13 protein-coding genes and 1 pseudogene are annotated in these 14,394 nt (G+C 63.4%); 4 read left to right on the top strand and 10 right to left on the bottom strand.

What is annotated here, in order from left to right; translation table 11 throughout:
- From EN914_RS39125 to EN914_RS06160, 6 genes and pseudogenes are all read right to left on the bottom strand, one after another.
- Window positions 1-152 (bottom strand): annotated as a pseudogene (locus EN914_RS39125) (phosphatidate cytidylyltransferase); the annotation flags it as partial.
- Window positions 152-814: a 1-acyl-sn-glycerol-3-phosphate acyltransferase gene (locus EN914_RS06180; protein ID WP_024504853.1), complete on the bottom strand. Its 663-nt coding sequence runs from the start codon at window positions 812-814 to the stop codon at window positions 152-154. The gene EN914_RS06180 and the pseudogene EN914_RS39125, both read right to left, overlap by 1 nt.
- Window positions 811-1,254, bottom strand: coding sequence for a hypothetical protein (locus tag EN914_RS06175; protein ID WP_024504852.1), 444 nt, complete (start codon window positions 1,252-1,254; stop codon window positions 811-813). The genes EN914_RS06180 and EN914_RS06175 overlap by 4 nt, the downstream gene beginning before the upstream one ends.
- The gene (locus EN914_RS06170) at window positions 1,251-2,576 is read right to left on the bottom strand and encodes a phosphatase PAP2/dual specificity phosphatase family protein (protein ID WP_024504851.1); all 1,326 of its coding nucleotides are present in this window, start codon (window positions 2,574-2,576) and stop codon (window positions 1,251-1,253) included. The genes EN914_RS06175 and EN914_RS06170 overlap by 4 nt, the downstream gene beginning before the upstream one ends.
- 5 nt (window positions 2,577-2,581) lie before the next feature.
- Window positions 2,582-4,366: an alpha/beta fold hydrolase gene (locus tag EN914_RS06165; RefSeq protein ID WP_024504850.1), complete on the bottom strand. Its 1,785-nt coding sequence runs from the start codon at window positions 4,364-4,366 to the stop codon at window positions 2,582-2,584.
- A gap of 51 nt (window positions 4,367-4,417) precedes the next feature.
- Window positions 4,418-5,026, bottom strand: a complete 609-nt coding sequence (locus EN914_RS06160; protein ID WP_024504849.1) for a CDP-alcohol phosphatidyltransferase family protein — start codon at window positions 5,024-5,026, stop codon at window positions 4,418-4,420.
- A 195-nt stretch (window positions 5,027-5,221) separates the two neighbouring features.
- Here EN914_RS06160 and EN914_RS06155 point away from each other — a divergent pair, with 195 nt between their 5' ends.
- From EN914_RS06155 to EN914_RS06145, 3 genes are all read left to right on the top strand, one after another.
- Window positions 5,222-5,701 (top strand): MarR family winged helix-turn-helix transcriptional regulator, encoded by a 480-nt coding sequence (locus EN914_RS06155; protein WP_013532372.1) that lies wholly within the window; start codon window positions 5,222-5,224, stop codon window positions 5,699-5,701.
- Entirely contained in the window at window positions 5,698-6,879 is a 1,182-nt protein-coding gene (locus tag EN914_RS06150; protein ID WP_013532371.1) for an HlyD family secretion protein, read from the top strand. Before EN914_RS06155 ends, EN914_RS06150 begins: the two co-directional genes overlap by 4 nt.
- 304 nt (window positions 6,880-7,183) lie before the next feature.
- Window positions 7,184-8,716: a DHA2 family efflux MFS transporter permease subunit gene (locus EN914_RS06145; protein WP_024504848.1), complete on the top strand. Its 1,533-nt coding sequence runs from the start codon at window positions 7,184-7,186 to the stop codon at window positions 8,714-8,716.
- Window positions 8,717-8,765: 49 nt separating this feature from the next.
- On the opposite strand, the gene EN914_RS06140 is transcribed toward EN914_RS06145, so the two are convergent.
- Window positions 8,766-9,275: a CAP domain-containing protein gene (locus EN914_RS06140; protein WP_032899511.1), complete on the bottom strand. Its 510-nt coding sequence runs from the start codon at window positions 9,273-9,275 to the stop codon at window positions 8,766-8,768.
- 251 nt (window positions 9,276-9,526) lie between these two features.
- Complete coding sequence (locus tag EN914_RS06135; protein ID WP_024504846.1) at window positions 9,527-10,750, bottom strand: TadE/TadG family type IV pilus assembly protein; 1,224 nt, start codon at window positions 10,748-10,750, stop codon at window positions 9,527-9,529.
- Between the two features lie 289 nt (window positions 10,751-11,039).
- On the opposite strand from EN914_RS06135, the gene EN914_RS06130 reads away from it, so the two are divergent.
- Window positions 11,040-11,864 (top strand): DUF2189 domain-containing protein, encoded by an 825-nt coding sequence (locus EN914_RS06130; RefSeq protein ID WP_013532367.1) that lies wholly within the window; start codon window positions 11,040-11,042, stop codon window positions 11,862-11,864.
- A gap of 8 nt (window positions 11,865-11,872) precedes the next feature.
- On the opposite strand, the gene EN914_RS06125 is transcribed toward EN914_RS06130, so the two are convergent.
- Both EN914_RS06125 and EN914_RS06120 read right to left on the bottom strand, forming a co-directional pair.
- Complete coding sequence (locus EN914_RS06125) at window positions 11,873-12,505, bottom strand: LysE family translocator (protein WP_024504845.1); 633 nt, start codon at window positions 12,503-12,505, stop codon at window positions 11,873-11,875.
- Between the two features lie 131 nt (window positions 12,506-12,636).
- On the bottom strand, window positions 12,637-14,394 hold a 1,758-nt coding region (locus EN914_RS06120; RefSeq protein ID WP_164778664.1), incomplete at its 5' end, for a vWA domain-containing protein.

Below are 14,394 nucleotides of genomic sequence, written 5' to 3'. Positions count from 1 at the left end.
ATCACCCACCAGGCGTTGATGCGCTGCGTGAGATTGACAAGCGTCGAGCTCAGCGGCTTCGGCGCTCGCGCCGAAAGGATGGTGGCGACGATGCTGGCGGTGGTCAAAACCGCCAGCAGGCCGATGATCAGGATGGAGATCTCGTGGCGCATCAATCGTCTCGCTCGGGACGCGGGTTGAGCGCCAGAAGCGCGGCGTGGGCGCGCTCGAGAAAGGCGCGGCGTTCTTCGCCCGGGCCAACCGCGACAGGCGCGCCGAAAACGACGCGGCACAGCAGCGGCACCGGCAGGAACTGGCCCTTGGGCAGCACGCGCGACATGTTCTCGATCCAGCACGGGATCAGCTCGACCTCAGGCCGCGCCGTCGACAGATTGTAGAGCCCGGAGCGGAACGCCAGCAGCGGCTCTTCGGTCATGTTGCGTGTGCCTTCGGGAAACAGGATAAGCGAGTGCCCTTGGTCGAGAACCGACAGCATGATCTCGATGGGGTTTTCCTCAGGTCTCGTCCATTGCCGGTTGATGAGCACGGACGACAAGATGTCCTGCGCGATAAAGCGGCGCAGCCGCGACTTCCCCCAATATTCGCCTGCGGCAACAGCATGGGTGATCGCGCGCTCCCTTTCGCTGAGACAGGCCGACAAAAGGATGAAGTCGCCATGGCTGGTGTGATTGGCGAAATAGATGCGCTGCCGCTCGGAGGGCAGGCTGCCGTTCCAGATCGGCCGCACCCCGGTCACCATCCGGGCCAGAGCCGACAGGCCGACGGAGGTTACCGTCTGCAGCAAGGTGAAGGTCTTGAGCGAAAGCTTGTTCATCGCGGCGCCCAAAACCCTGCCGCCAGAAGCGCTGCGGCAAACAGAGCCAGGGCAGCGCGTTGCTTGAACAGCAAGCGGCTTGTGCCGGCCATGCGGTCATCGAGCAAGCGTGTCGCGAACGGAGCCGGTTTCAGGCGCATGCGCGCCAACATGTCATCCACCGCGGCACCGCCGGAAGCTTCGTCGTCATGGCTCGCCATCAGTCGGAACAGCAGCGCGTCGAATGCCAGCAATGCCGACAGCGCCAGCACCGCAACCGCGCTCGCGGCGGCGATCGACAAAGCGATGGCCGCGGGCAAGGTCTCGAAGGCACCGCGCGCCGACGCGGCTAGAGGCGCAAGGACATTTGCGGTCAGCACGATTGCGGCCGGCCACGCGGCCTGTCGCATCAGCATGCCGGCGAAGCGGTCGGTGCGGTCCTGATAGGTATTGCCTGTCATGACGCCGCCCGCCCAGTGGCCTCTGCAAGGTGGACCGGCCGGCCGGCGGCCGCGAGCATCTCGCGGGCGAGCGTCGGCGTCCCGGCCCTGCCGGTCGCCACCAGCCATTCGGCGACGACGCCGGCGCTGCGCTGGAAGCCGAGCGCGCAGCACACCAGGACGGTGCCGTCGCGGCGTGCATTCTCCAGCGCGCCGGCTGCCTGTTGCCGTATCGCCAGTGGCGGCGGCAACAGGTCGATCATCGGAAAGCTGATCCAGCGGCAATCGGTTGTCGCCGGCTTTTCGAGTTCGGCGGCGAGGTCGATGACCGTGCCGAAGCTGTTGGCCTCGCTTGCCGTGGGAAAGCGCCCGAGAAAGACACCTTCGGCAATCGCCACCTGGGGGGCAAGATTGCGCGTCCAGGCCCATATGTTTGCCCTGGCGCCGAGGCGATAAGGCAAGAGCAGGACACGGCTTGCAAGCGTCATGCTGCCATCGGCGGATTTCTGGAACACTTTTTCGCCTGCCCCTGCATAGGCGAGGGTGACGATGGCCAGCGCCAGCGCCGGCCAAAGCAGGAAGAGCGCGACGGCGCAAACGTAGGCACCGAGCGCGGCACCGGCCAGCGCGAGGACGGCGCCCATAGCGTAGAACCGCGCCAGCCGCCGCGCTTTCGCATCGTTGGTCAGCCGGAAGCCTGCAAACGGCAATGCGCCGCTGCGCGGAAACAGCCACAGCGCAAAGAACCCGAGCAGCGCGCCGGTCGGGATGTCGATGAAGTGATGCTGCCAGGTCGTCAGCACCGAGGCGCCGATCAGAAAGCACCAGCCGTGCCAGAGCGGCAGGAGCAACCCGCCGAGCCGGTGGCGCCAATGATCCCAGATGATCGCCAAAAGGGCGATGTGCAGCGAGGGGGCCTGGTTGAACGGCTTGTCGAAACCGCCGAGCACGGCAAACAGGAAGCCGGGCAGGCCGGTCGTCGCCGGCCGCACGAATGTAGCGGTCAGCGGGAACAGGATGAAGCAGATAACGGCGACGATTTGCGCGGTGAGATAGCGTCCGGCCAGACGGTCGACCCCTTGCCTGTCGTTGTTGAGCAGCAGCGACAGGCCGTAGAACAGGTTGATCGACCAATAGGGCACGATGGTCCAGGCGACGAACGGGATGCCGTGCTCCCACGAGAACACGATACTGCCGACATCGTCGCGCCGCGACGCCAGCCAGTTGGCGAAGCCGTAGCTGAGATAGAAGAACGGCGCCAGGAAGGCCAGCCACAGGGCTGCCCTGACGACCACCCGGCTATAGGGTTCGGCACGCGCCACGGATGCAGGCGATGACACCATGCTGCTCAGCGGCGCCGCGCGAGCGAGACGGTGAAGATGCCCCATTGGTCGATGCGCTGGTCGAGCTTTTCGAAACCGGCGGCTTCGACGAGCTGGTCCATTTCGCCTTGCGTGCGCCGGCGCATCACCCAGGCCTCGCCGCCGCGATGCGAGGTCAGGCTGCGGGCGATCATCTCGAGCTGCGGGTGCCAAGGCTGGTTGGTGTAGAGCAACAGGCTGCCCGGCTGCATGGCGCTGGCCAATCCACCGAGCGACCGGGCGATCATCGCATTGTCCGAGAATAGCTCGTAGAGGCCGGAAACGATGGCGAGGTCCGGCGCCGGATCGGCGTTGGCGAGCACGTCGGCATCGAAAGCGTCGGCGCGCTGGAACGTGACGTCAGCCGGCAATTGCCGCTCCGTGATCAGCTTGCGGCCAAGCTGCACGTTGAGGTCGGAATAATCCTGCAGACGCACGCTCGCCGGCTGGTCGGGGCTCTTCACGATGGCATCGAGAACATAGCGGCCGTGGCCGGCGGCGATGTCGAGAATATGCACTGGCCGGCCAGTGGTCTTGAGCGTTGCCAGGCAAGAGCCGATCAGTTCTTCGAGATGCAGCTTGCGCTGGCGGATGCCGCGCCAGCCGATAGCTTCCAGGAAGACACGGTCGACGACGCGGCCAAGGGGCGTAAGTCCGCGCGCGTCGTTTTCGTAGACATAATCCAGCGTCGAGCCGGAATCGAAGCCGGTGGCAATGCCGGTCTTCATGCCTTGGGAGACCCAGGCGCCCATGCGGATGGAGGCGCGGCTGAATGCCCAATAGAGGCCCTTTGGCGACATCAACGCGAGCGGTGAAGCAAGCCGGTCGGCCTCGTCGCGTGTGTAGCCGGCAATGTCCGCCTGCTTCAGGTCGACCGGCGCATCCGGTGCCGCGAACTGCCTGGCCAGGAACGGCCGGATCAGGTCGAGGGCCTTTGCCCGGTCGCGTTCGCCCAGCGTGTCGTGGAAGAAGCCCGGCAGCACATGACGTTCCTTGATGCGGCTGCCGAGATTGACGAAGAACTCGTGCTGCGGGCCGTGGCGCACGACCCAATCGCTGCCCGAAAGCAGAAGCTGCGTCGGCGCGGTGATGGCGCGGGCGTCCGCAACGATGCGGGCTGCATGCTGATAGAGTTCGACCAGGATGTTGGAAGCGATCGGCCGCGTGATCAGTGGATCGCTCTCGAAAGAGGCGATTCGCACGGGATCATGGGTCAGGAATTTCGCCTTGACGTAGGAATTGACGAAGAAGCGGCCCTTGATCTTCTGCCAGAGCGCTATGCCCTCCTTGGCGAAGGGCACGTAGAGTTTTACCGAGAAGGCCGGTGAGGCCAGCACCATGGCGCGCAGCTTCGGCGCATAGTCATGCACCCAGGCGGCGGCCAGAACGGCGCCGAAGGACTGCGCGATCAGCGCGATATCGCGCGTGGCGAAGCCATCCCTTTCAGCGATCTCGCGCATGAAGCAGTCGATGTCGCGCACCAGCGCCGAGAAGGACGGGGCATAGCCGCGCTCGCCGGACGAACGGCCATTGCCGCGGGCATCCCAGGCATAGAAGGCGTGGTCCGGCATCCGCAATTCATCGACGAGATGGGCCATGCGGCCGCCATGCTCGTGGCCGCGATGGAAGAGCACCATCGCGCCTTTGGCATCGGCCGAAGCCGCCGGCCAGAATCGGTAGAAGATCTCCGTCCCGTCATGGCTGCGGAAGACCCGCTCCTGCGCTTGCCGCGCAAGGCTTTCCGTGGCCGCGGCGGCGACCGGTTCGTGCATCATGGTCTTTCCCTCTGGCGGCCCCACTGGCGGCATGGCGAGCCTCGATGCTCAGCTGGCGCTGCCAATAAGCCCGGCGCGTATCCGGTTTATGGCGGTCAGCAGCGAAAGCGTTGCCATGGCCGGAAACACAAATGGCGCGATCGATGCCGGCCACAGCCCTGGGGCGCACAGCACGGCGACGACGCCAAGCGCCAGCGCCCTGTCGCTCTTGCCGAACGGCCCGGCATAGTTGCGGCCGATCTTGGCGGCGATGCCGAGCACGCCGGCAAACTCGGTCAGCACCGCCGATATTGCGAAGGCGACGACGCCCCATGCGCCAAATTCCGGAAAGACGGCAAAAGGCAAGATCAGCGCGAGGTCCGAAACGACGTCGCACAACTCGTTCAGATACATGCCGAGCGTCGAGGCTTGGCCATGCTCGCGCGCCAGCATGCCGTCCACGGCATTCAGCGCCATGCGCACGAACATCACCACGGGGATAAGCAACAGCAGCCAGCGCCATTCATGCCGGATCGCAATGGCCGCGCCGGCGACTATCGACATCGCGGCCGCCAGGATGGTTATGCTGTTTGCGGTGACCCCGATGGCCGCCAGCCGATTGACCAGCGGCCGCAATCGACCCTGGAAGGCCGGCTTGAGAGCGTAAAGCGTCGGCATTGCGTTGATCCCCCGATCCTGTTCAGCGGCTGTACATCAATATGCCAGACGCGACCAGCGGAGAGGCGGCGCGGCCATCATGCGTTCGCAAATCGATAACCATGATTGGCCCGGCAAAGCTGTCATGCACATTTGTCGGCTTTGTGTGCACTGCGGCACCTTGAATAGTGAGCACGCTTATTATATATCCCGCTCATGGTTTCCGATGGCATCGACAGATTGGGCTTCTTGATCCACGACGTGCAGCGCCTGATGCGCAAGCGCTTCGAGGCGAGGGCCAGTGGCTTGGGGCTTTCTTCGGCGCAATGGCGGCTTCTGGTCCGCGTTGCCAAGGAAGACGGTGTCGCGCAGGCGCGGCTGGCCGAACTTCTCGAAATCGAGCCGATCAGCGTTTCGCGCCTGGTCGACCGCATGGAGGAGGGAGGCTGGATCGAGCGTCGTTCCGACGCTGCCGATCGCCGCGTCCGCATGATCTTCCTGACGCCCAAGGCAAGCGATGCCTACGCCGTGATCAAGAGCATTGCCGGAGAAGTCTATGAGGAATCGCTGGTCGGCGTGAAACCGGAAGCCCGTCGCGTCCTCGTCGAGGGACTTGAGGCGATGGTCCGCAACCTGACCGACGACGAGACGCCGTCCATTGAAAAAGTGAAGAACACAGAGGGCGCAGCAGCATGAACGCGGTAGCCAAGATAGACGAGAAAGTGACCGAACTGGAAATGGAAGCGCCGGCGCAGCCGGCCGCGGCCCCGGCGACCGTTGCTCCCCCGGTGCAGCCGGCTCCGGCGCCGGTGAAGAAAAAGCGCCGGCTGGGCCGCTTCCTGCTGATGGTCGCGCTGCCTGCGGCATTGGCTGTTGGCGGCGGCTATGTCTGGGTTACCGGCGGCCGCTATCAGGAGACCGAGAACGCCAATCTGCAGCAGGCCAAGGTATCGATCGCTTCCGACACGGCCGGCCGCATCGTCAAGGTCGATATCTTCGATAACCAGCTGGTCAAGCAGGGTGACGAGCTGTTTGCCATCGACCCCGAGCCCTACCGGATCGCGTTGGCGCAGGCCGACGCGGCGGTGGCGGGCGCGCGTCTCAATGTCGAGCAGTTGCGCGCCGCCTATGGCCAGTCGATGGCTCAGCAGAAGTCCGATGCCAGCCAGGTCGCCTTCGCCCAGTCGCAGTTCGACCGCGCCGCCGATCTTGCCCAGAAGGGCATCAACGCCAAATCGTCGCTGGACGAAGCCAAGAACGATCTCGACAAGGCCAAGCAGCAGCTCGCCGTTGCCGAGCAAGGCATCATCAGCGCCAAGGCAGCCCTTGGCGGCAATCCCGACATCGAAACCGACAAGCATCCGACCGTGATGGCCGCGCTCGCCGCGCGCGACAAGGCCGCCTACGATCTGGCGCAGACCACGGTCAAGGCGCCGGCTGACGGCATCGTCAGCCAGGCCTCGTCGTTCAAGGTCGGCCAGTATGTCGGTTCCGGCACGCCGCTGTTTTCGCTGGTCGAGACCGGCGACACCTGGATCGATGCCAATTTCAAGGAAACGCAGCTCACCCATATGAAGCCCGGCCAGAAGGCCGAGATCGTGGTCGACACCTATCCGGGGCGCACCTTCGAGGCGACGGTCAAGGCGATCGGCGCCGGCACGGGAGCCGAGTTCTCGCTGCTGCCGGCCCAGAATGCCACCGGCAACTGGGTCAAGGTCACACAGCGCATCCCGGTTCGTCTCGAACTGACCGATGCGGACGCCAAGATGGCGTTGCGCACCGGCATGAGCGCCACCGTTACCGTCGACACCGGCGTGGCGCGTGGCCTGCCTTCGATCTTCGGTCACGCCACGGCCGGCGAGGCCGCGCAGTAACGTCAACAGAATGCCGCAGGACCAGCGGCGGAGGTGAATAGCAGGATTGGTCTGATGGGAGGAGCTGGAGGATCAGCGTTTGGGTGCTGCCGCGGTGCGGCCTGGCCGAATCTGAAATCTCCGACGCGGACCCGTCGGTCCTCATGTTTCCGGGCGGCAGGCATCCGCTCATTAGAGACTTTCAGTCGATGTAACCCCCACATCGACAATCGCGTCCCACCGCGACGAGGGTCTCTCAACGGAAGGCGTTGCCGCCCGGAAACCCCTTGTACACGTTTTTGTTACCTGCTGGAAGTTCCACGCCATGAACACGCCCGAACCCTTCAAAGAAGTGCCGCATCGCGGCCTGATCACGGTCGCGCTCATGTTGGCGACGATCATGCAGGCGCTCGACACGACGATCGCCAACGTCGCGCTGCCGACCATGACCGGCGATCTCGGCGCCTCGCCTGACAACATCAACTGGGTGCTGACCTCCTACATCGTTGCCGCCGCCATCATGACGCCGGTCACCGGCTGGCTGGCCGATCGCTTCGGCCGCAAGGAACTGTTCCTGACGGCGGTGGTCGGCTTCACCGTGTTTTCGATGCTGTGCGGCATCGCCTGGAGCCTGGAGACCATGGTGTTCTTCCGGCTGATGCAAGGCGTGTTCGGCGCCGCGATCGTGCCTCTGTCGCAGACCTTCCTGCTCGACATCAATCCCAGGGAACGCCATGGCCAGGCGATGGCCATCTGGGGCGCCGGCATCATGCTGGGTCCGATTCTGGGCCCGACACTCGGTGGCTGGCTGACCGAGAATTTCAACTGGCGTTGGGTGTTCTTCATCAATCTGCCGGTCGGCATCGTCGCCTTTCTCGGTATGGCCGCTTATTTGCCGGCTATCGCGCGGCGCGTGCGCGGCTTCGATTTCTTCGGCTTCGCCATGATATCGCTCGGCGTCGGCGCGCTTCAGCTGCTGCTCGACCGCGGCGGCGAGGTCGACTGGTTTTCCTCGGTCGAGATCTGGATCGAACTTGGTCTTTCGCTCACCGGCTTCTGGGTGTTCATCATTCACACCATGACGGCCGAGCACCCCTTCATCGATCCCAAGATCTTCCTCGACCGCAATTTCGTGACCGGGCTGGCGTTCATCTTCGTTATGGGTGTGCTCATCCTGGCGAGCATGTCGCTGCTGCCGCCGATGCTGTCGACCATCTTCGGCTATCCGACCGTCACCATCGGCATCGTCATGGGGCCACGCGGCGTCGGCACCATGATCTCGATGCTCGTCGTCGGGCGGCTCATGAGCAGGATTGACGCCAGGATCCTCGTCGTCATCGGCTTCCTGCTGACCGCGCAGTCGCTCTACACCATGTCCAGCTTCACCCCGCAGATGGACAATTGGCTGATCATCAGCTCCGGCGTCATCCAGGGCCTGGGCATGGGGATGGTGTTCGTGCCGTTGTCGACCGTCGCCTTCGCCACGCTTGACGTGCGCTTCCGCACCGATGCCACGGCTCTGTTCAGCCTGGTGCGCAATCTTGGCTCGTCGATCGGCGTGTCGGTCGTGACGGTGTTGATGGTGCGCAACACGCAGATCAACCATGCCGAGCTTTCGGCCTTCATCAATCCGTTCAACCCCAATCTGTGGGCTGTCTCGCCGGCTGCCGCAGGCGGCGACCCAACGGCGCTCTCGCAGGTCGATCGCATGGTCAATCTCCAGGCCATGATGATCTCCTACGTCAACGACTTCAAAATACTCATGGTGATGACGCTGCTTGCCATCCCGTTTGTTTTCCTGCTGCGCAAGCCGAAGCAGGCGCCAGCCGGCGGCGCGCCGGCGGCGCATATGGACTAGCTTTCCATCAAATCGTCTTGGGGGTGGCGCACCGAACCGGCACGTTTTCCTATTTTCCGAGCACGAGGCTCCAGTAACGGAGCTTGCTGTCGCTGCCGTCGCGCACATAGGCAAGGCCGAAGCGTGTGAAGCGCGGGTCGAGCATGTTGCGGCGATGGCCTGGTGAATGCACCCAGATGTCGAACAGCTTCTCGAGGTCGAAACGACCCTCGGCGATGTTCTCCGCCGCGGCACCGGAAATTCGATTGTCCCTGACGCGCGAGGCGAAATCCTTGCCCCAGCCGGTGGTGTGGCTCATGCGGCGGCGCTGCGCCATGTAGCCTGCCTGCTGCAGGGCGGCCTGTTCGAGCTGCCGGTCGGGGACCAGCGGCGCGAGCCCGGCCGAGGCGCGGATGCTGGCCAGCGTGCTGGTGGCGGAGGAGGAGACCCCGGCGCCTTCGCCGGTTGGCAGTGAAACGGTGCTGCAGGCGGCGAGCCCCGCCAGGGCTGCGAGGCCGGTCAGCACCATGCGCCTGTTCAGCTTCGGGATCGGGTGGGTTTCGATTTTCGCTATGGTCATGCCTCTGAGATAATAACGATCATGGCTTTTGCCGGGCAGGGCGGCGAAAATCGGAGAGGGGGCGACAGACTGACGCTGGCCGGTACAACGCTGATCGGCGTGGCATGCTGGGCGGAGTTTCACCAGGCGATCGACGGCGCTGCCTATCCCAGGCTGGCCGGATTGCGCCTCGCATCGAAACCGATCCGGCCGTGCGTTATCGCCATTTTTCTCAACGCAACCGCTGGCGCCGCCGCACGTCAGGTTGTCTCTCATTTCACCAGAGTGATCATCCGATCGGCATACATTGTGCGATTTCCAAGCGCCGCCGCGCAGTCGGACTTGACGGACGAGTTCCCGGTCATCTGTATCGTATTGCCGACAAGCCTGAGACAGTCGCCCTGGGCGCTCATATCAGAATTGCCGGCGTAGGAAATGGGCGCGTCCGGCGCGTAGATGAAACCGCTGAGCACGGAATTTGCGCCACCATTCAATGTCAGGGCAGACGTGTTGCCGTGATCCTGGAAAATGGTGATGCCAGCATAAGGGCCGCTGGTGGGCGGGGAAAGGTTCACCTTCTCATTGGCATTTATGTAGATCTGAGCGCTTTCCATGAGGAAAATGGTCACGCCCTGGCCAGTCAGGCTGCCGTTTCCCCCTGGCTTTATGGTGGTGCCGCGCATGATGTAGACGCCCGGATTAAGCGTGATGTTCCCCGATAATGTCTTGTCGCAATAAGTGCCGGGCGACAGCGTGTAGGTTTTGCCGTTCGGGACAGGCAAACACAATGTGTAAGGGGGAGGAACGACGTCGGCCAATGGATCAAAGGACGCGTACCTATGTTCGTGCGGCGTTCCGCAGGCGAGACTGGCGCTGGGTGGCAACAGCCCGCTGGTGCCGCCGACGGTTGAGACACAGCCGGCCGAAACCAGTGCGGAACCGCCCCTGTTGACGGAATCGGACGCGTCCGAGTTCGCCGCGATCACGCAATTGTCCATCGAGACGTTGGTCGAGCCCTGCAGGTTCACGGCGGCGGACGCATGCGGATCGAGCGCCAGCACGCAGGCCTGCGCGCCAGGTTTTATCTTGACCGAGGCCGAGCGGTAGGCCTGCCAGGGGGCCGAGGCGCTGATGAAGCTTGGGCGGCTTATGCTGGACGACAGCGAGATAAAGTAGGCGCTTGGACTGCCGCTTGCCGTTGCCGCGAAAGCGGAGACGCTGCCCAAATATTCCTGCTGGTCGGCCGCGCTCATATTGGCGGCGAAGAACTGCAGCCCAAGCTGCTGGACATCGCCAGCCGCCATATCGGGAGAGAACTTCGTGCCGATGGCGAGCCCAGCCGCGTCCAGCGAGTTCTGGAGTTGCGAGGCGTCATGGCTCGTGCCGATCAGATCGACGGCGCCGGCCAAACCAATCATTATTGGCAGCATAGCGACGGCGGTCGTTATGGCAAAGTTGCCGCGCTCCGAAGACCAGAAGGCTTTCAATGCGAACATAGTCCCTCGCCGAAACTCGTAAAGCTCAGGTGATACGCCAGGGATCCCTACGAGTAATTTAAGTAAATGCTAAAATGCGTAAATGCTAAAATGCAGCACAAAACGAAGGTCTGCCAAGGTACGCCATATGAGAGGCCATACGGAGAGTTGAACACAACGAGGAGTTGCTCCCCAGGCCATTGACCCGGCGACAATCGCCGCCAACTCTGCTATCATGCTTCTCGATCTTGAAGTGGCAGCTCTGGCGGCCATCCAGGCGGTGACCGCCCCGACACACGGGAGGAAGGTTATGGCCGGCTTTCATGTCATGGCGGACGCACGTGGAATGCATGTGCAGCCGACGGTGCGCCGCATCACCACGTCGGACCTTTGGGATGCGTTGCGTCTCGGGTTCGAGGATTTCTGGGCAAAACCATCGCACTACGTGTTCCTGTGCCTGATCTATCCCATCGTCGGCCTGATCCTGACGCAGTGGACGTCCGGCGCCAATGCCATCCAGCTCATCTATCCCCTGATGTCGGGTTTCGCGCTGGTCGGGCCGTTTGCGGCGCTCGGCCTTTACGAGATCAGCCGCCGGCGCGAGCTCGGCATGAACACCTCCTGGCGGCACGCGTTTGATGTCCGGCGCTCGTCCGCGATCCCGTCGATCGCCGTCATTGGCGTCATGCTGGTGGCGCTGTTCCTGTTGTGGCTCTACACCGCGCAATCGATCTACACTGGCCTGTTCGGAGACCAGCCGCCGGCCTCGATCGGCGGCTTCATCCGCGACGTGCTGACCACCAGTAAGGGCTGGACGCTGATCCTTGCCGGTAATGCCGCGGGCTTTGTCTTTGCCGTAATCGTGCTGGCCACCACTGTGGTTGCCTTCCCGCTGCTGCTCGACCGCGACGTCGGCGCCGTCTCAGCCATCGAGACCTCGGCCCGGGCGGTGATGGCCAACCCGCTGCAAATGGCGCTGTGGGGCTTGCTGGTCGCCGTGCTTCTGGTGATCGGTTCGATCCCGCTGTTTGCCGGGCTCGCCGTCGTCATGCCGGTGCTCGGCCATGCCACCTGGCATCTCTACCGCAAGGTGGTCGAGCCGGAGCGGGCACAGCAGATAAGGCGACCGATGTAGGCTAGCTCTCAGCGCTGCGCGTCGGTCGCCATCTTCAGCGCAAGAGCCGCCAGCACGGTTCCCATCATCCAGCGCTGGATGACCAGCCACAAGGGCCGTCCGGCGAGAAAGGTGGCGATTGAACCGGCCGTCACCGCGATGACGGCATTGACGCTGAGGCTGATCGAGATCTGTGTCGCGCCGAGCACCAGGAGCTGCGACAGGACGTGACCCTTGCCGGGGCTGATGAACTGCGGCAACAGCGACAGATAGAGCACGGCCACCTTCGGATTGAGCAGATTGGTCATCAGGCCCATGGCGAAAAGCTTGCGCGGCCGGTCCCTCGGCAATTCGCGCACTTCGAATGGCGAGCGTCCGCCCGGCTTCACCGCCTGCCAGGCCAGCCACAGGAGATAGAGCACGCCGGCAAAGCGCAGCGCATCATAGGCGTAGGGCACGGCGAGCAGCAGCGCGGTGATGCCGAATGCCGCCGCCAGTACATAGAAGACAAAGCCGAGCGCCACGCCGCCAAGCGAGATGAGCCCCGCCTTCGGCCCCTGCGACAGGGAACGCGAGATCAAATAGATCATGTTGGGGCCAGGCGTCAGCACCATGCCGAGGCAGACCAGCGCGAAGGCGAGATGATTGGCTGTTTCGGGCATCTGTTCTTCCCCAGCGCGCCGCGAATGGACGCGCGATCCGGCAGGCGGCCAAGATGTGCCTGTCCCGGGAGGCGCGCGCAAGTGCATAGCGGCGCCAGCCGTTGTTCCAGCCAGCCCCCGAAGCCTGAGGATCAGCCGACGATGCGCAGGTTCGACAATTCGTTGCCGATTTCCTTGAAATCGTTCGACAAGCTGGCGCCGGTGGCATTCCAGAACAGTTTTGCCGGCTTGCTCGCGTCCGTTGGATCCTTGCGGAAGCGCGAGTTCGACGAGCAGGATTTCAGCGCCTCGATCGCCTGCTGATCGGCGGTTTTGGTCGTCGACAGGTCGAGCGCCACCGTCATCACCATGATATTGGCTGCCTTGGCGTTGTTGCAAAGCGTCGCCATCTGCTCGTTGAGCGCATTGGTGTAGTTGCCGTTCGAATAGTCGAACTGGCCAATGGCGCTCGATGTGCCCATGAACAGGCGGCCCACCGAAGTGCCGTTGTAGCCTGGGTTGAGATAGCCAAAGGACGCATAGGTCGATTTCGAATCGGCGGGGTCGGAATGGCTGAGCGAGGACGGCGTGTAGTAGGTATTGGCGCCGTCGGTCAGCACGATGACGACCTTGTCGTTGCCTCTCTCGGTTTCCGGGCGGCCTTGCGTGAACGGCTCGCCGCTCGAAACCACCCGCCAACCCCAGGCCATGCCTTCGGGAACATTGGTGCCGCCATCGGGCTTCATCAGGTCGATCGCGGCCTTGATCGCGGTAAGCCCAGTGGTAACGCTGACATCGGTCAGCGGCGTGATCGGGTTGGTGGAGCAGCTGTAGTTCGGCCCGTTGCCGGCGGCCAGCGCCGGCGCATTGATCGGCCTCGGTTGGAAATATTTGGACATGTTGCGCAGCCGGGATTGGCCGGTGCTGCTCGTCGGGTCGTCATTCCACCAGCTGTTGATGGCGCCATAGGTCGTCGGCGCGGCCTCGTCGGGATCCTGGGTGAGCCTCCAATGGTTGCCGGGTTCGTCCGGGGCGAACATCGGCACAAACATCGTCGCCGGATCGCCGACCCCTATGCCGGTGTTCGCCGAGCCGCCGGAAGGCGCCGCGTCGTTGACATTGTAGGGATAAGGCCTGGCCTCGACGCAGCCCTGCCAACTGGCGAACGGGCCATAGGTGTCGATGTAGTCGTATTCGTCGTGGTCGCGTTTGCAGGTGTTGTTCGGGTTGTATTCGTCGCACACCACGCGCTTGCTGTTGACGACACGCTCATGGTTGGTGACGACCTTCATGTCGCGATAGAGCGAAAACCGGGTCAGCATCTGGCCTTCGTCGGTTCCCCATCCGGTGCCGCGCTTGTACCAGATGCCGTTGGTCTGCTGGGCGTATTTGTCGGCTGCGTTCAGCGTCGACCAGTCGAAATTCTCGTTCGATACCGGCGACAGGCCTTCGGTATCCATCCAGGGCGCATTGCCGTTGCCGGGCCCGACATTGACCGAGGCGGCAAACGGCACGAGGCCGAACTGCACCGGCCTGTCGACCTGCTTGATCATCGCCGCCTGCTGGGCCAGCGTGTCGACCAGCTGTTTTGCCGCGGTCTTGAGAAGGTCGATGCGCGTTTGCCCCGAGCCCGTTCCGGTCTTAGTCATCGACCCGGAATTGTCGAGTACCAGGGCGACTTCAAGAGTGTTCTTCAGCCGCACTTCCGAGGTGATGTTGAAGCTGATCCTCTGGTTGGCGTCGGTTTCGGATTTGCCGACGAGCTGGCCGAAGACCGGATAGAAATAGGGCTTGTAGTCCAGCCGCGCGGTCATCTTGAGCAAGCCGCCGCCGGTGGTGTTGCTTGGCAAGGTAACGGTGAGCGTCGTATTGGCGGGGTTGATCTTTTTTAGGGTGGCATTTAAGAAGTC

The organism is Mesorhizobium sp. M7A.F.Ca.CA.001.08.2.1 (assembly GCF_003998455.1).
In the GTDB taxonomy this organism is placed as follows: domain Bacteria; phylum Pseudomonadota; class Alphaproteobacteria; order Rhizobiales; family Rhizobiaceae; genus Mesorhizobium; species Mesorhizobium ciceri.
The sequence above is the reverse complement of the archived record's forward strand: the minus strand, read 5'-3'. Positions and strand labels throughout refer to the sequence as shown.

What these genes read in the sequence shown, in the direction of transcription:
- EN914_RS06180 (WP_024504853.1), bottom strand. Translation starts at nt 814, where the DNA reads ATGAACAAGCTTTCGCTCAAGACCTTCACCTTGCTGCAGACGGTAACC.
- EN914_RS06175 (WP_024504852.1), bottom strand. Translation starts at nt 1,254, where the DNA reads ATGACAGGCAATACCTATCAGGACCGCACCGACCGCTTCGCCGGCATG.
- EN914_RS06170 (WP_024504851.1), bottom strand. Translation starts at nt 2,576, where the DNA reads ATGGTGTCATCGCCTGCATCCGTGGCGCGTGCCGAACCCTATAGCCGG.
- EN914_RS06165 (WP_024504850.1), bottom strand. Translation starts at nt 4,366, where the DNA reads ATGCACGAACCGGTCGCCGCCGCGGCCACGGAAAGCCTTGCGCGGCAA.
- EN914_RS06160 (WP_024504849.1), bottom strand. Translation starts at nt 5,026, where the DNA reads ATGCCGACGCTTTACGCTCTCAAGCCGGCCTTCCAGGGTCGATTGCGG.
- EN914_RS06155 (WP_013532372.1), top strand. Translation starts at nt 5,222, where the DNA reads ATGGTTTCCGATGGCATCGACAGATTGGGCTTCTTGATCCACGACGTG.
- EN914_RS06150 (WP_013532371.1), top strand. Translation starts at nt 5,698, where the DNA reads ATGAACGCGGTAGCCAAGATAGACGAGAAAGTGACCGAACTGGAAATG.
- EN914_RS06145 (WP_024504848.1), top strand. Translation starts at nt 7,184, where the DNA reads ATGAACACGCCCGAACCCTTCAAAGAAGTGCCGCATCGCGGCCTGATC.
- EN914_RS06140 (WP_032899511.1), bottom strand. Translation starts at nt 9,275, where the DNA reads ATGACCATAGCGAAAATCGAAACCCACCCGATCCCGAAGCTGAACAGG.
- EN914_RS06135 (WP_024504846.1), bottom strand. Translation starts at nt 10,750, where the DNA reads ATGTTCGCATTGAAAGCCTTCTGGTCTTCGGAGCGCGGCAACTTTGCC.
- EN914_RS06130 (WP_013532367.1), top strand. Translation starts at nt 11,040, where the DNA reads ATGGCCGGCTTTCATGTCATGGCGGACGCACGTGGAATGCATGTGCAG.
- EN914_RS06125 (WP_024504845.1), bottom strand. Translation starts at nt 12,505, where the DNA reads ATGCCCGAAACAGCCAATCATCTCGCCTTCGCGCTGGTCTGCCTCGGC.